Below are 20,894 nucleotides of genomic sequence, written 5' to 3'. Positions count from 1 at the left end.
TGGAGTCCGCCCAATGTCCACCTCGCTTGCTTCCCCGCGTACCGCTGCCTATGGCGCCGCCTTGTTGCGCATCAGCCTGGGCGCGCTGTTCCTGGTCCACGGCCTGATCAAGTTGCTGGTGTTCACCCCGGCCGGCACCGTGGCCTATTTCCACTCGCTGGGCCTGCCGGGCGCGCTGGCCTATCTCACCATCGCGCTGGAACTGGGCCTGGGCCTGTCCTTGCTGCTGGGCATCTATGCGCGCTGGATCGGGCTGCTGGGTGTGCCGCTGCTGCTGGGCACCATCGTCAGCGTGCACGGCGGCAACGGCTTCGGTTTCTCCAATCCGGGCGGCGGCTGGGAATACCCGGCGCTGTGGGCGGTGTTGCTGATCGTGCAAGCCCTGCTCGGCGAAGGCGTGTGGGCGCTGAAGCCGGCGCGTTGAGGCTGCCTGTCGTTCTTTCGAGGAGTGCGCCATGACCCGTTTGCCTTCCCTGTACATCTCGCACGGATCGCCGATGACTGCGCTGCAGCCGGGGCAGGTCGGCGAGCGCCTGGCCGAGCTTGCGCAGACCTTGCCGCGGCCGCGCGCGATCGTTGTTGCGTCCGCGCACTGGCTGGGCCGTCGCCCGCTGGTCAGCGGCGCGGCGCGGCCGCCCACCATCCATGACTTCGGCGGCTTTCCGGCGCCGCTGTACGAGCTGGAATATCCCGCGCCCGGCGAGCCGGCGCTGGCGCAGCAGATCCTGCGCCGGCTGGAACAGGCCGGCCTGCATCCGCATCTGGATCCGCAGCGCGGCTTCGATCATGGCGTGTGGGTGCCGCTGCGCCTGCTGTATCCGGCCGCCGACATCCCGGTGGTGTCGGTGTCGATCCAGCCCGAGCTGGGCCCGGCGCACCAGTTTGCGGTCGGCCGTGCGCTGGCGCCGCTGCGCGAAGACGGCGTGCTGGTGATCGGCTCGGGCAGCATCACCCATAACCTGCACGACTTCCGCCACGGCTACAGCGCCGAGCGCGAGGCGCCGTATGTGCGGCCCTTCATCGAGTGGACCGAACGCAAGCTGGTGGAGGACGACATCGCCGCGTTGCTGGACTATCGCCGGCAGGCACCGCATGCGGCACGGGCGCATCCCACCGACGAGCACCTGTTGCCGCTGTACGTGGCGATGGGCGCCGCCGGCGCCGACCGGCTCGGCGCACAGCGCATCGATGCCGGCATCGACGCGGGGTTTCTGGCGATGGATATCTACCGGTTCGATGGCGATCCCGGTGATGATCGCGCGCTTACGGGCCCGGTCGCCGCCTGAGCCCTGGCGGCCGCAGCACGCCTGCACCGTCGCTGTCATCGACGGTGCAGGCGGCATGCCGGCCCCGCAATCCCGAGGCACCACCCAGTCGCCTGCAAGCCATGGCATGTGGTCAGTCACTGCCGCTGCAAGCCGGTGTGGTGCGGTGGCTATAGCCCGCAAGACCCATGGCGATACGGCTTGGTACCTACGGCACACCGGCCCGCAGCAGCGACAAGGCATGCTGCCGACAAGAGCCGGCAGCGCAGCCACAAGGCATGCTGCCGACAAGTGCCGGCCGCGCAGCGCTCTGAAGCATTCACGATGAAGTGCGGTGCAGTCTCATAGGCTGAGACGCCTTCACGACATGCTGCTTGCGTGAAAATCCTCGACAAACTCGCAGTGCTGGCCGATGCGGCCAAATACGACGCGTCCTGCGCCTCCAGTGGCGCGAACAAGCGCAATTCGCTCGGCACCGGCGGGATCGGCAGCACCGAGGGCATGGGCATCTGCCACTCGTACACGCCCGACGGCCGCTGCGTGTCGCTGTTGAAGATCCTGCTCACCAATTTCTGCGTGTTCGATTGCGCGTATTGCGTCAACCGCGTGTCCAGCAACGTGCGCCGTGCGCGCTTCACGCCGGAAGAAGTGGTCACGCTGACGCTGGACTTCTACAAGCGCAATTACATCGAAGGCCTGTTCCTGTCCAGCGGCATCATCCGCAACTCCGATTACACGATGGAGCAGCTGGTGGAAGTGGCGCGGCAGCTGCGCGAGGTGCATCACTTCGCCGGCTACATCCACCTCAAGACCATCCCCGATGCAACGCCGGAACTGCTGGCCGCCGCCGGCCGCTACGCCGACCGCCTGAGCATCAACGTGGAGCTGCCGACCGAGCAGGGATTGACGCTGCTGGCGCCGGAAAAAAGCGTCGGCGGCATCCGCTCGGCAATGGGCGAACTGCGTTGGCGCATCGAAGAAAACCAGCTGGAGCGCAAGGCCGAAAAGCTGCGCCGCGCCAAGCCGCCGCGCTTTGCACCGGCCGGGCAGAGCACGCAGATGATCGTTGGCGCCGACGATGCCAACGACCGCAGCATCCTGGACACCAGCCACAATCTCTACGGCAATTACCGGATGCGCCGGGTGTACTACTCGGCCTTTAGTCCGATCCCGGATGCCTCGTCCAAATTGCCGCTGCAGGCACCGCCGTTGCAGCGCGAGCACCGGCTGTATCAGGCCGACTGGTTGCTGCGCTTCTACGAGTTCAGCGTGGAGGAGATCGCACCGGCGCAGTCCAGCGGCATGCTCGATCTGGACGTGGATCCGAAGCTGGCCTGGGCGCTACGCAATCCGGAGCGGTTTCCGGTGGATCTGAACGCGGCGCCGCGCGAAATGCTGCTGCGGGTGCCGGGCCTGGGCACGCGCAATGTGGAGCGCCTGCTGTTGTCGCGCCGGCATGCGCGCTTGCGGGTGGGCGATCTGGCGCGGTTGCGGGTGCCGATGAAGAAGCTGCTGCCGTTTGTGAGCGTGTTGGACCATCATCCGCGCCAGCGCCTGGACGACCCGGTGCGCTTGCGCGCGCAACTGGCGCCGGCACCCCGGCAGGCGAGTCTGTTCGATTGAAACCGCAGCTGGCCGCCGGCATCCGGCGCACCGCCGTTTCCGCTGGCGTCTGCCGTGTTGCCGGGCAAGTTGCCCGAAGCGCGGAGAAGGGTCGCATCAGGCGCAAAGCTGCCACTGAAGGCCAGTGCTGACACAGGAACGCGACGCTTTGCGAATCCCCAATCTTAAATCCCTAATCCCACCTCTCCATCCTGACCACCGCGATGTTCAACGCTGACGTCGAGCCGGGCTGGAGCCTTGAAGCATGGCGTGCGCTGGCGCGGGCAGGGTGGTGCGCGCAGGTGGAGCCCGACTCCATCGCGTGGACTGGCGGGGCGCAGGGCGGCTTGTTGATGGGGCAGGGGCTGCTGGATTTGCCGGCTGTGGCTGCAGCGCCGCGGGTGTCGGCGGAGTTCCTGCAGATGGCCGGAGCGGTGTTGTGTCACCGCGATCCGCAGCGCTATGCGGTGCTGTACCGGTTGTTGTGGCGGGTGGCGTGCGGGGAGCGCGCGCTGCTCGAGCGGGCCACCGATGTCGACGTGCATCGGGTGACGCAGTGGCAAAAGGCGGTGCAGCGCGATACGCACAAGATGAAGGCGTTCGTGCGCTTTCGGCGTTTGCCGGTGGAAGAGGAAGACTTCGTGGCGTGGTTCGAGCCCGAACATTGGATCGTGGATCGGGTGGCACCGTTTTTTGCGCGCCGCTTCGCCGGCATGCGCTGGGCGATCCTCACCCCGTACCGCAGCGTGCGCTGGGACGGCGAGGCGTTGACGTTCGGCGAAGGCGCCGTGCGCACCCAGGTGCCGGCCGACGATGCGCAGGAGACGCTCTGGCGCACCTATTACGCGCATATCTTCAATCCGGCGCGGCTCAATCCAACCATGATGCGGCAGGAAATGCCGCAGAAATACTGGAAGAACCTGCCTGAAGCGAGCCTGTTGCCGGAGCTGATCCGCGAGGCGGGTGTGCGCGTGCGCGAGATGGCCGAGCGTGCGCCCGAGCCGGTGCGGCGGCGAGTGCCGGTGGCGCCGGCGCCGGTCCCGGAAGTGGCAACGCAAAGCTTGGCGCAGTTGCGCGTGGCCGCGCGCGATTGCCGGCGCTGTGCGTTATGGCAGCCGGCAACGCAGACGGTGTTCGGCGAAGGGCCGAGCGATGCGTCGGTGATGGTGATCGGCGAGCAGCCCGGCGACGAAGAGGATCTGAGCGGGCGTCCGTTCGTCGGGCCGGCCGGGCGTTTGTTCAACATGGCGCTGGGCGAGATCGGCATCGACCGCGCCACGGTCTACGTGACCAATGCGGTCAAGCATTTCCGCTTCGAGCAACGCGGCAAGCGGCGTCTGCATCGCAACCCGGAACGGTCGCATGTGCAGGCCTGCAGTGGCTGGTTGCATGCCGAACGCGCGCAGCTGCGTCCGGCGCAGATTGTCTGCCTGGGCGCAACCGCCGCACAGGCAGTGTTGGGAAGCAGCTTTCGCTTGATGCAGCAGCGCGGTCAGTGGCAGCGGCTGGACGACGGCACGCCGGTGCTGACCACCGTGCATCCCTCCTGGGTATTGCGGCAGGGCTCGGAGGCCGCGCGCGAGGAAGGCTACCGCGGGTTTGTCGAGGACTTGCGCCAGTTGCTGGATGCACCGGTCGCCGCGGAGCGCATGGCGAAGACATAAAAGATGCGCGTGCAATTGCACGCGCACGGTGTCGGAGAACGAGACACCAAGTGGAACCACTGGCGAGCCAGTGGTTCCCTCACCGCCGCTTTGCGGTCTGGTGGCGCTGCCTGGAGCCTGTTTCCAGGCACGCGCGGATACAACGATTCAGCAGGGTCTGCACTTAAGTCTTGTGCAGCTGATGCACTGGCGTTGCCGTGCAACGCCAGTGCAACCAATCACTTGAGGCAGCGGCCGACACGACTGCTGCATGTTGGTAAGGCAGGCGCGATGTTCGACATCGGCATGTACCACCCGTACCTGCCGGTGTCGAGCGCGACGTCCGCGCCTACCCGAGTGCTTGCGATAATGCAGCTGCTCTGAACGTTGCTGGCGTGTCCAATTTGTTGTCGACCCATCGACGGAACCTGGCTGCGTTCCGCCGATGCAGGTCACACGCCTGCGACTGCCCGCGTCAGGCAGCGAGCTGCCGTTACGGCATCAACACCTTGTCGACCACGTGGATCACGCCATTGCTCTGCATGACATCGGCAATGGTGACGTTGGCGGTGTTGCCCTTGGCATCGGTGATGGTGACCTTCTTGCCGTTGAGCTTTGCGGTCAACGCCTCGCCCTGCACGGTGGTCAGCGAGGCGCTGCCACCGCCGGCCTTGATCTTGGCGATCAGCGATGCGGCGTCGACCTTGCCCGGTACCACGTGATAGGTCAGCACCTTGGTCAGCGTGGGCTTGGATTCGGGCTTGAGCAACGTTTCCACCGTGCCGGCCGGCAGTGCGGCGAATGCGGCGTTGGTCGGGGCAAACACGGTGAACGGGCCCGGCCCCTTCAGCGTGTCGACCAGGCCGGCGGCCTTGACCGCGGCGACCAGGGTGGTGTGGTCCTTGGAGTTGACGGCGTTGTCGACGATGTCCTTGGTCACCAGCATCGGCGCACCGCCCACGCTCGGGTTCGATGCGGCGTAAGCGGGGGCCATGGCGCTGGTCAGGGCAATGGCAGTGGCAATGGCAAGCGACTGGAATGAGGTCTTCATGAGGCATCGATCCTTTGGGTAAGCGACTGCCTGGATGGCAATCGTAGTGCTGGATACGCGGGTAGATGCAGCGCGGATGCATCACGCGGTTTTTACACAGGCGTACCCGGCACCGCGTCGCTTGAGAGCGTCATAACGCAGGCATCGACACGGCCTGTTGCGCTCGCTGGGCTCGGGCTGCAGCTGCAACCCAGGCATGTGCCGGTCGTCCAAACCGAAGCGATGCAGGTCGAGGTGCCATTGCAGACAGGACGCGATTCGCCTGCCGCCGTCCATGCGATACGCAGCCAGTGCAGGCAAGGTTCAATGCATTGCTGACGACAGTTACCAGCAAGCGCGAAGAAGGTAGGTAGGATTATCTTTGGTGTTGCAACCTGATTATCGAATGCGTGAATCTCGAGTGGCTTTTTTGCTACATGAGTTCGTGGGTGAAGCCGGACTAAATAAGCAACGCTGTAGCATGATGTCGTCAGTGATCTGCTGCTTGTGTCATGTAACCTCGCGCCACCGGCTGCACTCATTTCAGCTAGCGTGGAGTGCAGATAATGACGTTGAACCTTGCAGGCTGGCTCCGCATTTGCGGGTAACGCAATTCACCGAATTACGCAGAAAGGTTGTAGCAGATGACGCAGAAAAAAATCCAATGCACGCGGCTGGCACTGCGAGTATTCATGGCTACAAGCGTAATGGTGTGCGGCATCACGCAGGCCTCGGCCGCAGTGCGGGCTCCGACGTCAACGCCGGCAAAGGCCGTTGCTCCGTCCAGTGAAGCCTATCGGCCAGGGCAGCAATGGATTGTTCCGGGCGAGTGGCAGGTCACCGTCGATGCCGTGCGCCCGGCCAGGGTGAACATCCATGACGATGGCGGTGGGTCCTGGCGGCCCACGCAGGTGCTGCTGGTGAGTTACAGCTACAAGAACATCGGGTTCGATGACAGCGCCAACTACAAGGATGGCGGGCCCTCGACGCTGGCGTTTTCGAAAGCCCATATCGATGTGGTCGATGCCAACGATGCGGACAATGGCGGCGCAGGCAATTACCCGGTGCACCTCAAACTCGTGGAAGACGCCGACGGCCAGAAGATAGGCCAGCAGATGGTTGGCGCGCAGTGGCCGTATGCCTTCCGGAAAAAGCCCAAGGCAGTCAAGGTGGTGGTGAGTCACTACGACTCCAGGCTGCAACTGCAGCAAGCGACCTTCATCGTCCCGGTCAAGACCACGCGGCAATCGTCCCCGCATGCGAACAGGCACGTTCGCCATAGCTGATTGCAGTCTGTCGGTGAACTGCCTGGCAGGGCACTCCCGCAACAGGGCGCGCGCGCCCATTCGCTGGCGTATCCAACGGCGCCGCGCCGACCCGAGTCGGCAACGGTGTGACATCGACGGGCCCCGATGGCAGATCTGCCGCAACGAACGGCAAGCCGGGAGAGGTGGCGCAAAGGTTTCATCGCCGGATGCAAACCGGTATGTTTCCGTAGGCGCGTGATGGTGCGTTGCACTATGCGATGCCGCACGCGCGCACCGTTTCTTCTTCCGGGTTTTCCATGCATTCGATCGATGTCGTCCTCGCCATGTTGCTGGCGGTCGCGGCCAGCGGTTATCTGATCCGCATCCTGCCGTTCTCATTGCCCCTGCCGTTGGTCCAGATTGCGCTTGGCGCGGTGGTTTCGGGTGTGTTCGATGCCGGGCACGAGCTGGAACCGGAGCTGTTCTTCCTGTTGTTCCTGCCGCCGCTGCTGTTCCTGGATGGCTGGCGCATTCCCAAACAAGGCCTGTTCCGCGACAAGGCGGCCATCCTCGAGCTGGCGCTGGGTCTGGTGGTGTTCACCGTGATCGGTGCGGGTTTGCTGATCCATTGGCTGATCCCGGCGATGCCGCTGGCGGTGGCCTTCGCACTGGCGGCGATCATCTCGCCGACCGATCCGGTGGCGGTGTCCTCGATCGCCTCCAAGGTGTCGATTCCCAAGCGGCTGATGCACATCCTGGAAGGCGAGTCCCTGCTCAACGATGCCTCCGGGCTGGTGTGCTTCCAGTTCGCGGTGGCCGCGGTGCTGACCGGCAGCTTCTCGCTTGCCACCGCCTCGCTGACCTTCCTGTGGGTGGCATTGGCCGGCTTGGCGCTGGGCGTGGCGACCACGTTCGGCCTGAGCCGCATCCAGGCCTGGATCTGGCGCCACTTCGGCGAGGAGCCGGGTTCGGCGATCCTGGTCAACCTGCTGACCCCGTTCGCGGCCTATCTGCTGGCCGAAGCCTTCCATGCCTCCGGCATCCTGGCCGCGGTGGCCGCCGGCGTCACCATGAGCTACGTGGAAATGGCCGGCAACGCGCCGGGCAATATGCGGCTGCAGCGCTCGGCGGTGTGGGACACGGTGCAGTTCACCTTCAACGGCATCATCTTCGTGCTGCTGGGCGAACAGTTGCCGGGCATCCTGGACGGGGCGGTGCGCAGCGTGCAGGAGGCTGGGCACCTCAATCCGTGGTGGCTGGCGGTGTACGTGGCCACCATCAGTGCCAGCCTGATGGCGTTGCGCTTCGTGTGGGTGTTCCTGTCGCTGCGCTGGAACATCTTCAAGGCGCAGTGGCGCGGCGAACAGCATGTCAGCCCGCCATGGCGCATCGTGGTGGCGGTCTCGCTGGCCGGCGTGCGCGGTGCGATCACCCTGGCCGGCGTGCTCACGCTGCCGTTGATGCTGGAAGACGGCTCGCCGTTTCCGGCCCGCCAGCTGGCGATCTTCCTGGCCGCCTCGGTGATCCTGGTGTCGCTGCTGGTAGCCAGTGTGGCCTTGCCGCGGTTGCTGCGCGGGCTGGAATTGCCCGAAGAGGAAGACGAGCAGCTCAAGGAAGACCTGGCGGTGAAGGCGGCCTCGCAGGCGGCGCTGGAAGCGGTGGAAAAATTGCGTCAGCGGCTGGTGGACGGCAGCAAGCATGCCGAGCGCTACAACGCCGCCGCCAACCAGGTCAGCCAGCGTTATCAGCGCAAGCTCGGCGCGGTGGACATGGCCGAGACCGATCCGGAAGAGGCCGGTGCCTACGAACAGGCGCTGCGCCAGTTCCGCCATGCCGCGCTGGTGGCCGAGCGCAACGAACTGTTCAAGCTGGCCAGACGCCGCGAGATTTCCGACGACCTGTCGCGCCGGCTGGTGCGCAATCTGGACCTGATCGAGTCGCGCAAGCGCGCTTGAGCGCGCTGTCGCGCGTGGGAATCGGGAATCGGGAGTGGGGAATCGCAGGAGCCACAGCGGTTGCCGTGTTCGGGTAGGAGCGCACCTGGGCGCGATGGGGCGTTGGCGGGAAAGCCCCATCGCGCTCAGGCGCGCTCCTACAGGGAGATGCGCCGACTAACGGACGCAGCAGGCGTGCGCGGTCCAGTTCGCTGAGGCTTCCCGGCGCGCGCCGGAAGACACCATTCCATTCGCACTTCTCCCATCTTCATGGCGCACGGCCTACCCTGTGCGGCTGATCGCTCCAGTGCAGAAGACATGACTCCAATCGTTTCCATCCAGGGATTGAGCAAGACCTACGCTGGCGGTTTTCAGGCGCTCAAGCAGGTGGACCTTCAGATCCGGCGCGGCGAGATCTTCGCGCTGCTCGGTCCCAACGGTGCCGGCAAGACCACGCTGATCAGCATCATTTGCGGGCTGATCAACCCCAGCACCGGCACCGTGCTGGCCGATGGTCACGACATCGTGCGCGACTACCGCGCCGCGCGTGCCAGCATCGGCCTGGTGCCGCAGGAGCTGGCCACCGACGCGTTCGAAACCGTGTGGGCCACCGTGCGCTTCAGTCGCGGGCTGTTCGGCAAGCCGGCCAATGCGGCGTATCTGGAAACGGTGCTGCGCGAACTCTCGCTGTGGGACAAGCGCCACAACAAGATTTCCACGCTGTCCGGCGGCATGAAGCGGCGCGTGCTGATCGCCAAGGCGCTGGCGCACGAGCCGCGCATCCTGTTTCTGGACGAACCCACCGCAGGCGTGGACGTGGAGCTGCGTCACGACATGTGGCAGATGGTGCGCAGGCTGCGCGAGCAGGGCACCACGGTGATCCTGACCACCCATTACATCGAGGAAGCCGAAGACATGGCCGACCGGGTCGGGGTGATCAATCGCGGCGAGCTGGTGCTGGTGGAAGACAAGCACACGCTGATGCGCAAGCTCGGCAAGAAGCAGCTCACGCTGAGCCTGCAGGCGCCGCTGCAGGCCATCCCGGCCGCGCTGGGCGATCTGCCGCTGGAACTGTCGGCCGACGGCAACAGCCTGATCTACACCTTCGACACCCAGGCCGAGCAGACCGGCATCGGCGCGTTGCTGCGCCGGCTCAACGAGCAGGGCATCGACTTCAAGGACCTGCATTCCAGCGAGAGTTCGCTGGAGGAGATCTTCGTCAACCTGGTGCATGGCGCCCGCAACGTGGAGGCGCGCGCATGAACCGGCATGCGATTGCGGCGATCTACCGCTTTGAAATGGCGCGCGCCTTCCGCACGCTGACCCAGTCGATCGCCTCGCCGGTGTTGTCGACCTCACTGTATTTCGTGGTGTTCGGCGCGGCGATCGGCTCGCGCATGGGCGACATCGACGGCATCAGCTATGGCGCCTTCATCATTCCCGGGCTGGTGATGCTGTCCCTGCTCAACGAGAGCATTTCCAACGCCTCGTTCGGCATCTACATGCCGCGCTGGGCCGGCACCATCTACGAGGTGCTGTCGGCGCCGGTGGCCTGGTGGGAGATCGTGATCGGCTATGTGGGCGCGGCGGCCACCAAGTCAGTGTTGCTGGGCTTGCTGATCCTGCTCACCGCGCGGCTGTTCGTGCCTTACGAGATCGCACATCCGCTGTGGATGCTGGGCTTTCTGGTGCTCACCGCGCTGACCTTCAGCCTGTTCGGTTTCATCATCGGCATCTGGGCCGACGGCTTCGAAAAACTGCAGGTGATCCCGCTGATGGTGGTGACGCCGCTGACCTTCCTGGGCGGCAGTTTCTACTCGATCAACATGCTGCCGCCGCTATGGCAGAAGGTCACCCTGTTCAACCCGGTGGTGTACCTGATCAGCGGGTTCCGCTGGAGTTTCTACGGCAAGGCCGACGTGCACATCGCGGTGAGCACCGGCATGACCTTCCTGTTCCTGCTGGTGTGCCTGGGCGTGGTGGCGGCAATCTTCCGCAGCGGTTACCGGCTCAAGGCGTGAGTGGTGAATGCAGTGGTTTGGTCGGCCGCATCCTGGTGGATGCCGTCGGCAGTCCGGGTCAACGTTGACTGGGGCGGGTGCGCGGCGCCCTCGCCGCTCGCGGGACGCGCCGTGAATCCGGCCCTGGGGTTCGATAGCGGCATCCATGCCGCTACACGGTCTCGCAATCGGCGAGGGCACCACGCCTGAGAGTTGGTCGGTGTTGAAAACCATGCACACCGATATTCCTGGCTGGTCTTTGCCCACGCACCGTCGCCGGACCTGACGCGGCATGGATGCGGCGTCAGCGCTTATGCAAGGACGTACTTGCGGCGTGTCCCGCGAGCGTGGGCGGGCCAGGTCCCTGCAGCCAGGGCGCAGGGCAGCCGGCCTGCAGTAGCCCGGCGTGACGTGGTGGTGTCAGCCGCTCTTATTCGGCAGCAGGCTTGGCGTCGCCCTTGGTGTCCAGGAAGTAGGCCACCACCTCACCCTTGATCTTCATCGTCATCGGGTTGCCGCGACGGTCGCGGGCCTTGCCGACCTGCACCTTGATCCAGCCTTCGCTGACCGAATACTCCTCCACGTTGTCGCGTTCGACACCGTTGAAGCGCACGCCGACGCCGCGGCTGAGCGCATCGGCATTGTGGAACGGGCTGCGTGCATCGATGGCCAGATGATCGGGAGGGGTATCGCTCATGGGAAAGGCGTCATGGCGGCCGGGATGGCCGTCTTCGGCCGCACAGGATACGGGCCCGCGCCGCGAAGATCAGCCCCGGCGCTGCCTGCGCACGCGCCGGGCGGTTTGCTTGCGCCCCGCCAGGCCTCACACTTCACGTCTGCACTCCTGGAACTAGACCGCCATGCCCGATAACAGCGCCGATTACGAAGACGACGAAGGCCTGCAGCCCGAAGGCGACGAAGACGATGTCGACGACCACCCGGCGCGGGTGTGGAATCTGCTGGTGTTGATCAATCCCGGCGACGAAGACACCGCATTGGGCCAGTTCGATACCTGGCGCGAGGCGCAGGCCGACCTGGACGACGACGAGGGCGACGATGCCTGGTTGTGGGCCTTGAAGGATGCGATCGACTGGCGCTCGGGCTTTTTCGTGGACTGGAAGGACACCGACGCGTTCATTGCCGCCATCGACGAACTCAGCGCGCGCTGGAACCTGCGCATCGACTGGGGCGGCGACCTGGATGACGAGGAGTTTTCCAGCGATCTGAGTGTGCCCGACCTGATGGCGGTGGCCTTCGATCGTCTGCGCGAGCACGGCTACTCGCTGTGGAACTGGAACACCGGCGGCGACGCCTATGCCGGCTGGATCGCGCTCAGCCGCGACGACGACGCCGTGCTGGCGCTGACCTCGCTGCTGGGGGTGGAAGTGCGGCTGGGGAATGAGGCGTTCTGAGGGGCCGGGAATCGGGAATCGGGATTCGCAGGAGCGGCTTCTGAGTGTGTGGGCGTGTCGAGCGTGGTGGTGCGTGCTGCCGCAGCAGCGTGCCAAACGCGTGGTAGCCACTAGGGTCTGCCGCGCAGGCATGGTCCACGGCCCGGCGATTCCCACGTAGGAGCGTGCCTGCGCGCGACGGGCGTTACCGGGACAGCCGCTCGCGCGCTAGCGCGCTCCTACAAGGGCGTGCTGCCCTCATGCAGATGCGTGCCGTCATCGCGGGTACTGAAGTTGCAGGCCTCCCTCCAGGCCAGGACACATGCACGTGCCACCAGCTGCCCGTAGGAGCGCGCTGGCGCGCGATCGGGCGTTACCGGGACAGCTCCTCGCGCTCAGGCGCGCTCCTACAACGGCGCGCCGCCGATCAGCCCGCGGCTACCGCCGTTGCGAATCCCCAATCCCAACTCCCCAATCCCCGCCTCAAGGCGCCTCGCCGCGCGCCTGTGCACGCGCGTTGGCGATCAAGGCCTTGAGCAAGGCACGGTCGGTGTGACGGGAGATCGCAATGGCACCGAGCGCGATCGCTTCGGCGCGTAGCGTTGCGGACACATCGTAGTGCGCGCCGCTGAGTTTGTTCTGGAAGGCGCGGCGGGGAATGCCCAGCCGCGCCGCCATTGCATGCAGCTCGTCCAGCGTATCGCCGAGCAGGTGCGCCCAGCGCTGCTCGCGCCACGGATGCACCGCATCGTCGACGTAGACGGCCACCGGCAGGCCCTTAGGCCTTCTTACCCTTCTTCTTCTTGCCGCCGTCAGTTGCGTCGTCGGCGTCGTCCTGCGACGCGTCGCCTGCGGTGTCGGCAGCGGCATCTTCGGCGCTGGCATCAGCATCGGCATCGGTGTCCGCATCGGCATCTGCCGGGGCATCGCCTGCCTCGGCGTCGGCGTCGGCGTCTTCGGCTTCGCCGTCGTCGCCTTCAGCGTCGCTGTTCTCGAACTCGGACACCAGCGTGGTCAGGTATTCCTCGGCGGTCTTGCCGTCTTCGGCGGCCAGGTCGTCGATCATCTGCTGCAGCTGGGTGGAGTATTCCAGCGAGATGGTCTTGCCTTCCTTCTCCTGCAGATTGGCCAGGTGCTTGAGCATGGCCAGCATCGGCACCGGGTTGTCGGCGCTGCCCATGGTCTGGCCGCCGATCGACAGCAGCCATTCGCTGCCGTTCTGCAAGCCGATCGCAGCGACCACGCGGCCGTCGGCATCCTGCAGCACGGCATGGTTGGCGATCTGCGGCGCCTGGCCCAGACGGACGATCGGACGCTTGGGTTGGGACTTCTTGCGCTTGTCGCGCTTGGCCTTGGAATTGCGGGACACGGTGTTCTCGACGCTGGGAATGGCCGACCATTCTAGGCGCTTGCGCGTGACCCGGCTCGGGTGCCGCTGCCAGGCCGATGAACGCCGGCCGCGCCGGGCGATGCTCCTGTTGGCGCTTCCGGCGTTGCGAAGGCCGCTGACGCCGATATGTCGGACAGGCTCCAGCGGCTGGCACCGCGGGTCTGTCGGAGCGCCAACGCGCCATTGCTGGTCAGGATCGGCATGCAGGACGACAAGCAGCCCGACAAGTAGGACGACAAGTAGGACGACAAGTAGGACGACAAGTAGCCCGCAGGGCGACCAGACCCGGGATGCACATCAAGTTCGGAATGCACGTCAGATTCGACATGCACGATAACGTCTGCCGTCTGCCGTCTGCCGTCTGCCGTCTGCCCGCAGCCCGCAGCCCGCAGCCCGCAGCCCGCAGCCCGCAGCCCGCAGCCCGCAGCAGCCCGCAACCGCCCGCAACCGCCCGCAACCGCCAAGAACCCCAAGAACGCCAAGCACCGCCAGACAACGTCTTATCAGGTGCCCTCCGCCGCCGTCAGCGCCGCGCGGGTACTTCGCTGACGGCAGTGCGCGGTGCGGCCACGGCGGCTTCGGCAGCCTTGGCCAGTGCGGTGGCCGAGGCCACCTGGCTGCGCGTGGAGACGCGCGGTGCCGCCGGCGCAGCGCTGGTGGCCGGGGGCGCTGCAGCAGGCGATGTGGCGCTGGCCGCTGCCGCAGGTCCGCCCGCCGGCGCAGCTGCGGTGGGTCCTGCCGCAGGCAGCGCAGCCGGTGTCCCCACCGCCGTGGTGGCGGTCGCCGCGGCACTCAGATCCGGCACATGGGTGTCGGCATCGTGGGTGGGCTTGCCCAGCGCAATGCCCTGGCCGGCGCCGGCCAGCGCGGCCTGTTCGGCATCCTGGGTCATCACCACGATGCTGATGCGGCGGTTGATCGGGTTCTGCGGGTCGGTCTTGTCGAACAGCACCGACGAGGACAGCCCCACCACGCGGGTGACCTTGGCATCGTCCATGCCGCCGCCCACCAGCGCACGGCGCGCGGCATTGGCGCGGTCGGCGCTGAGTTCCCAGTTGGTGTAACCGGTATCGCTGCTGTAGGCGGTGGTGTCGGTGTGGCCGGTGATGCTGATGTGGTTGGGCACCTGGTTGATGAAGCTGGACAACTCGCGCAGGATCGCCACGGTGTACGGCTTGAGCTGGTCGCGGCCCATGTCGAACATCGGCCGGTTCTGCTTGTCCACGATCTGGATGCGCAGGCCGTCCGGGGTGAGGTCGAGCAGCAACTGGTCCTTGAACGGCTCCAGCGCCTGGCTCTTGTCGATGGCCTCTTTCAGGTCCTGCATCAGCGCTTCCAGGCGCTTCTTGTCCCTGGCGCGGCTGTCTTCGTTGGTGTCGGCAGCGTTGTCGCGCTTGCGGCCCATCTCGTCCTTCTGCCCCTTGGCCATGTCGGCGGTGCCGCCGAGCTTGATCATCGAGGTGCTGGCGCCGCCAGGGCCGTTCATGCCCGGCGAGGGGGCCGGCGACTTGCCCGACAACGGGCTGGGATTGCGGAAGTATTCCGAGATCGCCGCGCGCTGCTCCTTGGTGGTGGCGGCCATCAGCCACAGCACCAGGAAGAACGCCATCATCGCGGTCACGAAGTCGGCAAACGCCACCTTCCAGGCGCCGCCATGATGGCCGCCGCCCTGCACCTTCTTGACACGTCGGATGACGACGGTGGATTTGCCCTCGGCCATGACCGCGGTCCTACTTGATCGTCTTCAGGTGCGTTTCGAAATCCGCAAAGCTCGGACGCACGTTGGAGGGCAGCGTCTTGCGCGCGAATTCCAGCGCAATCTTCGGGTTGTAGCCACGCAGGCAGGCCAGCAGCGCGGTCTTGACCGCCTCGTACATGCGTCCGTCCTGCTCGGCGCGCGCTTCCATCGCCGCAGCCAGCGGTGCGACGAAGCCATAGGCAAGCAAAATGCCCAGGAAGGTGCCGACCAGGGCGGCACCGACGTGGTGGCCGATCTCCTCGATCGGCCCGCCGATCGAACCCATGGTGATCACGATGCCGAGCACGGCCGCCACGATGCCGAAGCCGGGCAGGCCGTCGGACACCTTGCTCAGCGCATGCGAGGGCGCCAGCGCTTCGTGGTGATGTTTTTCCAGCTCCAGCTCGAGCAACGGCTCCAGCTCGTGCGGCTCGATGTTGCTGCCGATCATCAGGCGCAGGCAGTCGGTGATGAAGTCCAGCAGGTGATGGTCGGCCACCACCTTGGGGTAGTTACCGAAGATGGTGCTGTCCTGCGGTTTTTCGACGTGATCTTCCAGCGCCATGAAGCCATCGCGGCGCGCCTTGTTGAGCAACTCGTAGATCAGGCTCAGCGTGTCCTTGTAGTCGTCGGACTTGTACTGCGGGCCCTTGAACACGCCCAGGATGCTGCTGAAGGTCTCCTTGACGATCTTGCCGGGCGTGCTGACCAGAAACGCACCGAACGCCGCGCCACCGATGATCATCAGCTCGTACGGCTGCCAGAGCGCGCCCAGCTTGCCGTGCGACAGCACATAGCCGCCGAGGACACTGACGATGACGACGATGAAGCCGATGATGATGAGCATGGCGCAGCCAAAAGCAAACAGGGTTGCTGTTGTTTCGGCTTGCGCGGCGGATTCTTGAAGCGCACGGCGTGAAGGTGTGCGGTGTAACTGAACGATCGCTTGGTCGATCACATCTTCACGCGGCAGGTTGCGGCGCTGTCGTTACTTGCGCCCGGTGCGCTCAGGCCGTTCCAGCCTTTGATTGAAGGGCTGTGCGGCGCGGATGCCCACTGCAAGCAATCCCTGCAACGCTCGTCATGACGTAGCCCTGCTTAGGTGAATCGCGCTTGGTCGCAATGATGGTTCGACGCACTGCCGGGGTCGCTGCGTTGCGTCGGCGATGCGGCAGCGCCTGCCAGTGGGCGCAGGTGTTGCAGGCATACATCCGGCACGGAATCCCTCCCGGCCGGATGCATGCGTCGGCTCAGGCCGGTTGCGCTTCGGCGCCTTCGCGCTGCAAGGGGTTGGGCAGGGCCTGGCCGTTTTCGGTAAAGCCCAGCGAGACCGAGTTCAGGCAGTGGCGTTCGCCGGTCGGCGGCGGGCCGTCGGGGAACACGTGGCCCAGGTGACTGTCGCAGCGCGCACAGACGATCTCGGTGCGGATCATGCCGTAGCTGGTGTCACGGATTTCGCGCACATGGGCGGTGTCGTACGGGGCGAAGAAGCTCGGCCAGCCGGTGCCGGATTCGAACTTGGCGCTGGAGCGGAACAGCGGCAACCCGCACAGGCGGCAGGTGTAGACGCCGTCGAGCTTGTTGTCCAGGAACACCCCGCAGAACGGCGCTTCGGTGCCATGGTGCAGCAGCACGCGCTGTTCCTCGTCGCTAAGCCCGGCGATCAGGGCGTCGCGTTGGGCGGGGGAGGGAGGGGTCAGATCGAACTGGCTCATGGGGTTCTCGCATGCGCGCGCTGGCAGGGTGCCGCGCCTGCACCCGTGATGTGGGCGCTGTCGGCGTGGTTCAAGCGTGCGGCGACCAAGCCCCTCTCCCACCGGGGCGCCACGGCACAGCTTGCGCGCCACTGGCGCGTGCCCTGGTGCGCCTGCGCCGCTGGCGCAGGCCGGGGCGCGGAGCGGAGGGGTGAAGGTACGGCGGCGAAGCCATGATGCAGTACTGATTGCCAGGCTTCACGCACCCTCATCCGGCGCTGCGCGCCAGCTTGTCCCGATGGGAGCAGGAAGTGCCTTTCGCGCCGCACTCACCTCGCGAACGCGTTCATCCCGTAGCCGATCCCGCGTATTGCCGCAGCACGCCGGCGCCCCCATCCAGTGAGTACTTCTCGATCAAGCACGGTGTCCGTCATGGCGATCCCTTCTTCAACGCGCGGCCTGCTGCTGTGCGGCCTGTTGGTTGCCGCCGGCGCTGCGGCGGCGCAATCGGCCACCAGCACACGCTCGTCCAATACGCTGCAGCCGATCACCAGCCCGACGCCCGCCCAGCCCACGCTGACCGCGCCGCGCGCAGTACAACCTGCGCCGACCACGGCTCCAGTGCCATCGCAGCTCGGCCAACGCCCGTCCGCGCCCACCATCCCGACCCGTGGCCCGGCACAGACGCCGGTGGCGCCGGCCGGCAGCCAGGTTGCGCCGGCCAGCGCGCCGATGGTCTACGACCGCAATGGTCGCTTGCTGCACGGCATGCAGCCGGCAGGCGCCAACCGGGTGCTGGATACCAAGACCGGGCGCTATTACGACGCGGTCCCGGCCGGCGACGGCATGCGCGTGGTGCGCTGACCCGCGCCATTACCAATCCCCACTCCCGAATCCCGAATCTCAGCCTTCGATCGGCAACGCCAGGGTCTCCTTGACCTCTTCCATCACGATGTAGCTCTTGGACTCGCGCACATGCGGCATGGTCAGCAAGGTGCTGCCGAGCAGCTTGCGATAGGAGGCCATCTCGCTGATGCGCGCCTTCAGCAGGTAGTCGAAATCACCCGAGACCAGATGGCATTCCAGCACGTTGGGCAGCTTGAGCGCGGCGCGCCGGAACTCCTCGAAGATGTCGCCGGACTTGTAGGCCAGGCTGATCTCCACGAACACCAGCAGGCTGGCCTTGAGATAGTGCGGGTCCAGCCGCGCGTAGTAGCCGGTGATGGCGCCATCGCGCTCCAGCCGGCGCACGCGCTCGGTGCAGGGCGTGGTCGACAGGCCCACCCGCTCGCCCAGTTCGGTAAAGGAAATCCGCCCCTCCTGCTGCAGGATGCGCAGAATCTTGCGGTCGATCTTGTCCAGCTCGCGGGTGCGGGTCGTCATCAAGTCTGTCTCTGCAGGGTTTGACAGGAGGATTCACTGCCAGGGCGGGCTGATTCCAGAAATGGCACTGCCTGGCTCGCAATATACTGCGTCTAACTGTCCCCCTCGGCGCCTGGTTGTGGGGGAATACCCTTTCCAGGAGAACGACATGCGGGTGCTCATTCTCGGTAGTGGCGTCATCGGCACCACCACGGCCTGGTATCTGGCACAGGCCGGTTGCGAGGTCACCGTGGTCGACCGCCAGCCGGCGGCGGCGCTGGAAACCAGCTACGCCAATGCCGGCCAGCTGTCGTTCGGCTACACCTCGCCGTGGGCCGCGCCCGGTGTGCCCGGCAAGGCGGTGAAGTGGCTGTTCGAGCAGCATGCACCGCTGTCGATCCGGCCCACCCGCGACCTGCGTCAGCTGGCCTGGCTCAGCCAGATGCTGCGCAACTGCACCGCCGAGCGCTATGCAGTGAACAAGGCGCGCATGGTGCGCATGTCCGACTACAGCCGCGATTGCCTGAACGCATTGCGTGCCAGCACCGGCATCGAGTTCGAGGGCCGTCAGCTCGGTACCACCCAGTTGTTCCGCACCCAGCAGCAACTGGATGCCGCCGCGCAGGACATCGAGGTGCTGGCCCAATACGGCGTGCCCTACGAACTGCTGACCCCGGCGCAGATCGCCCAGTTCGAACCGGGCCTGGCCGGCGGTGGCGCGCAAATGGCCGGCGCCTTGCGCCTGCCCGAGGACCAGACCGGCGACTGCCGGCTGTTCACCCAGCGCCTGGCCGAACTGGCCGCGCAGGCGGGGGTGGAGTTCCGCTACGGGCAGCAGATCGAGCATCTGCAGCACCAAGGCGGGCGCGTCACCGGCGTGCAGATCGATGGCCGCATCGAGACCGCCGACCGCTACGTGCTGGCGCTGGGCAGCTATTCGGCCGACCTGCTGCTCTCGCTCGGCCTGCACCTGCCGGTGTATCCGCTCAAGGGCTATTCGCTGACCATCCCGATCGTGGATGCTGCGCGCGCGCCGACCTCCACGGTGCTGGACGAGAGCTACAAGATCGCGCTGACCCGCTTCGACGACCGTATCCGCGTCGGCGGCATGGCCGAGGTGGCCGGCTTCGACCTGTCGTTGAATCCGCGCCGCCGCGCCACGCTGGAGATGGTGGTCAACGACCTGTTCCCCGGCGCCGGCGATCTGGCCCAGGCCGAGTTCTGGACCGGCCTGCGCCCGGCCACGCCGGACGGCACGCCGGTGGTCGGTGCCACGCCGTATGCCAACCTGTTCCTCAATACCGGCCACGGCACCCTGGGCTGGACCATGGCCTGCGGCTCGGGCCGCTATCTGGCCGACCTGATGCAGGGCCGCACGCCCGACATCGATAGCGAAGGCCTGGATATCTTCCGTTACCTGTCGCCACGCAGCGCCCGCGCGCAGCAGGAGGCCGCGTAGTGCGTCCTGCGCAAGCGTTGATTGATCTGGACGCATTGCGTCACAACTACCGCCTGGCCAAGCGCCTGGGCGGCAGCAAGGCGCTGGCGGTGGTCAAGGCCGATGCCTACGGCCACGGCGCGGTGCGCTGCGCGCAGGCGCTGGACGGCGAGGCCGACGGCTTTGCGGTGGCCTGCATCGAAGAAGCGCTGGAGCTGCGTCAGGCCGGCATCCGTGCGCCGATCCTGCTGCTGGAAGGGTTCTTTGAACACGACGAACTGCGCCTGATTGCCGAGCATGATCTGTGGACGGTGGTGGCCACGCCGCAGCAGGTGCGCGCACTGGTCGAGTTCCAGAGCCCGCGTCCGTTGCGGGTATGGTTGAAGCTGGACAGCGGCATGCATCGGCTGGGCCTGTCACCGGAAGACTTTCGTGCGGCGTGGTTGCGGCTGCGCGGGCTGCCGCAGATCGCCTCGCTGGTGCTGATGACCCACTTGGCGCGCGCCGACGAGCTGGAGTGCAGCCGCACCGACGAGCAGGCGGTGGCGTTCGCACTCACCGCAGGCGGCATGCAGGCCGAAACCAGCCTGCGCAATTCGCCCGGCTTGCTCGGCTGGCCGGCGCTGCGCAACGATTGGTCGCGTCCGGGGCTGATGCTGTATGGCGCAAACCCGTTCCCGCAGGACACCGACACCACCGCGCAGCTACGCCCGGTGATGACGCTGCGCTCGCGCATCATCTCCGTGCGCGAGCTGCCGGCCGGCGAGCCGGTGGGGTACGGCGCCCGCTTCGTCGCCGAGCGGCCCACCCGCGTCGGCGTGGTGGCGGCCGGCTATGCCGACGGTTATCCGCAGTTCGCCCCCAACGGCACTCCGGTGCTGGTGGATGGACAGGTTTGCCCGCTGATCGGGCGCGTATCGATGGACATGCTGACCGTGGATCTCACCGAGCACCCGCAGGCCGACATCGGTTCCAGCGTGCAGCTTTGGGGCGATGCGCCGCGCGTCAGTCCGCTGGCAACGCAGTGCAATGTCAGCGCGTATCAACTGCTGTGTGGACTCAAGCGCGTGCCGCGGACGTATCTGGGTGAGGCGGCAGTGGGCGAGGGAATCACGCGGTGAGGTGTCCCTTCTCCCATTGGGAGAAGGTGCCCCGAAGGG

Annotated in this window: 20 protein-coding genes; 12 read left to right on the top strand and 8 right to left on the bottom strand. The window is 66.2% G+C overall.

Annotated features, from left to right (window positions below):
* The first annotated feature begins 13 nt into the window (after window positions 1-13).
* From KHN93_RS18200 to KHN93_RS18185, 4 genes are all read left to right on the top strand, one after another.
* Window positions 14-424, top strand: a complete 411-nt coding sequence (locus tag KHN93_RS18200; protein WP_104560124.1) for a DoxX family protein — start codon at window positions 14-16, stop codon at window positions 422-424.
* Between the two features lie 31 nt (window positions 425-455).
* On the top strand, window positions 456-1,286 hold the full coding sequence (locus KHN93_RS18195; RefSeq protein ID WP_104560123.1) for a dioxygenase family protein: 831 nt from the start codon (window positions 456-458) through the stop codon (window positions 1,284-1,286).
* Between the two features lie 357 nt (window positions 1,287-1,643).
* Window positions 1,644-2,888, top strand: coding sequence for a putative DNA modification/repair radical SAM protein (locus tag KHN93_RS18190; RefSeq protein WP_016900902.1), 1,245 nt, complete (start codon window positions 1,644-1,646; stop codon window positions 2,886-2,888).
* Between the two features lie 203 nt (window positions 2,889-3,091).
* A complete protein-coding gene (locus tag KHN93_RS18185; RefSeq protein ID WP_104560122.1) occupies window positions 3,092-4,531 on the top strand; it encodes a UdgX family uracil-DNA binding protein in 1,440 nt (479 codons plus the stop codon).
* 472 nt (window positions 4,532-5,003) lie between these two features.
* On the opposite strand, the gene KHN93_RS18180 is transcribed toward KHN93_RS18185, so the two are convergent.
* The gene (locus KHN93_RS18180) at window positions 5,004-5,561 is read right to left on the bottom strand and encodes a fasciclin domain-containing protein (protein WP_181141874.1); all 558 of its coding nucleotides are present in this window, start codon (window positions 5,559-5,561) and stop codon (window positions 5,004-5,006) included.
* A gap of 671 nt (window positions 5,562-6,232) precedes the next feature.
* Between KHN93_RS18180 and KHN93_RS18175 the strand changes: the two genes are divergently transcribed.
* The 4 genes from KHN93_RS18175 (at window position 6,233) to KHN93_RS18160 (ending at window position 10,742) form a co-directional block, all read left to right on the top strand.
* Complete coding sequence (locus tag KHN93_RS18175; protein ID WP_244812142.1) at window positions 6,233-6,826, top strand: hypothetical protein; 594 nt, start codon at window positions 6,233-6,235, stop codon at window positions 6,824-6,826.
* Between the two features lie 278 nt (window positions 6,827-7,104).
* On the top strand, window positions 7,105-8,742 hold the full coding sequence (locus KHN93_RS18170) for a Na+/H+ antiporter (protein WP_016900897.1): 1,638 nt from the start codon (window positions 7,105-7,107) through the stop codon (window positions 8,740-8,742).
* A 297-nt stretch (window positions 8,743-9,039) separates the two neighbouring features.
* Window positions 9,040-9,984 (top strand): ABC transporter ATP-binding protein, encoded by a 945-nt coding sequence (locus KHN93_RS18165; protein ID WP_047127390.1) that lies wholly within the window; start codon window positions 9,040-9,042, stop codon window positions 9,982-9,984.
* Window positions 9,981-10,742, top strand: coding sequence for an ABC transporter permease (locus KHN93_RS18160; RefSeq protein ID WP_016900895.1), 762 nt, complete (start codon window positions 9,981-9,983; stop codon window positions 10,740-10,742). The genes KHN93_RS18165 and KHN93_RS18160 overlap by 4 nt, the downstream gene beginning before the upstream one ends.
* Before the next feature lie 409 nt (window positions 10,743-11,151).
* Here KHN93_RS18160 and KHN93_RS18155 read toward each other — a convergent pair whose 3' ends face one another.
* On the bottom strand, window positions 11,152-11,418 hold the full coding sequence (locus tag KHN93_RS18155; RefSeq protein WP_024940706.1) for a DUF3297 family protein: 267 nt from the start codon (window positions 11,416-11,418) through the stop codon (window positions 11,152-11,154).
* A gap of 163 nt (window positions 11,419-11,581) precedes the next feature.
* Here KHN93_RS18155 and KHN93_RS18150 point away from each other — a divergent pair, with 163 nt between their 5' ends.
* Window positions 11,582-12,133, top strand: a complete 552-nt coding sequence (locus KHN93_RS18150; RefSeq protein WP_104560120.1) for a DUF6630 family protein — start codon at window positions 11,582-11,584, stop codon at window positions 12,131-12,133.
* 462 nt (window positions 12,134-12,595) lie between these two features.
* Here KHN93_RS18150 and KHN93_RS18145 read toward each other — a convergent pair whose 3' ends face one another.
* From KHN93_RS18145 to msrB, 5 genes are all read right to left on the bottom strand, one after another.
* The gene (locus tag KHN93_RS18145; RefSeq protein WP_024940290.1) at window positions 12,596-12,880 is read right to left on the bottom strand and encodes a DUF4031 domain-containing protein; all 285 of its coding nucleotides are present in this window, start codon (window positions 12,878-12,880) and stop codon (window positions 12,596-12,598) included.
* Between the two features lie 10 nt (window positions 12,881-12,890).
* Window positions 12,891-13,481, bottom strand: a complete 591-nt coding sequence (locus tag KHN93_RS18140) for a hypothetical protein (protein WP_211920973.1) — start codon at window positions 13,479-13,481, stop codon at window positions 12,891-12,893.
* Window positions 13,482-14,025: 544 nt separating this feature from the next.
* A complete protein-coding gene (gene motB, locus KHN93_RS18135; RefSeq protein WP_102580607.1) occupies window positions 14,026-15,222 on the bottom strand; it encodes a flagellar motor protein MotB in 1,197 nt (398 codons plus the stop codon).
* Between the two features lie 10 nt (window positions 15,223-15,232).
* Window positions 15,233-16,087: a flagellar motor stator protein MotA gene (gene motA / locus KHN93_RS18130; RefSeq protein ID WP_024940287.1), complete on the bottom strand. Its 855-nt coding sequence runs from the start codon at window positions 16,085-16,087 to the stop codon at window positions 15,233-15,235.
* A gap of 403 nt (window positions 16,088-16,490) precedes the next feature.
* Window positions 16,491-16,955 (bottom strand): peptide-methionine (R)-S-oxide reductase MsrB, encoded by a 465-nt coding sequence (msrB, locus tag KHN93_RS18125; RefSeq protein ID WP_104560117.1) that lies wholly within the window; start codon window positions 16,953-16,955, stop codon window positions 16,491-16,493.
* Window positions 16,956-17,366: 411 nt separating this feature from the next.
* Here msrB and KHN93_RS18120 point away from each other — a divergent pair, with 411 nt between their 5' ends.
* On the top strand, window positions 17,367-17,798 hold the full coding sequence (locus KHN93_RS18120; protein ID WP_104560116.1) for a hypothetical protein: 432 nt from the start codon (window positions 17,367-17,369) through the stop codon (window positions 17,796-17,798).
* A 39-nt stretch (window positions 17,799-17,837) separates the two neighbouring features.
* On the opposite strand, the gene KHN93_RS18115 is transcribed toward KHN93_RS18120, so the two are convergent.
* Entirely contained in the window at window positions 17,838-18,317 is a 480-nt protein-coding gene (locus KHN93_RS18115) for an Lrp/AsnC ligand binding domain-containing protein (protein ID WP_024940284.1), read from the bottom strand.
* Between the two features lie 148 nt (window positions 18,318-18,465).
* Here KHN93_RS18115 and KHN93_RS18110 point away from each other — a divergent pair, with 148 nt between their 5' ends.
* Window positions 18,466-19,755, top strand: a complete 1,290-nt coding sequence (locus KHN93_RS18110) for a D-amino acid dehydrogenase (protein ID WP_024940283.1) — start codon at window positions 18,466-18,468, stop codon at window positions 19,753-19,755.
* The gene (gene alr, locus KHN93_RS18105; protein ID WP_211920971.1) at window positions 19,755-20,855 is read left to right on the top strand and encodes an alanine racemase; all 1,101 of its coding nucleotides are present in this window, start codon (window positions 19,755-19,757) and stop codon (window positions 20,853-20,855) included. The genes KHN93_RS18110 and alr overlap by 1 nt, the downstream gene beginning before the upstream one ends.
* The last annotated feature ends 39 nt before the right edge of the window (window positions 20,856-20,894 follow it).

The sequence above is a fragment of the Xanthomonas arboricola pv. juglandis genome (genome assembly GCF_905367715.1).
Taxonomy (GTDB): Bacteria; Pseudomonadota; Gammaproteobacteria; order Xanthomonadales; family Xanthomonadaceae; genus Xanthomonas; species Xanthomonas arboricola.
The sequence above is the reverse complement of the archived record's forward strand: the minus strand, read 5'-3'. Positions and strand labels throughout refer to the sequence as shown.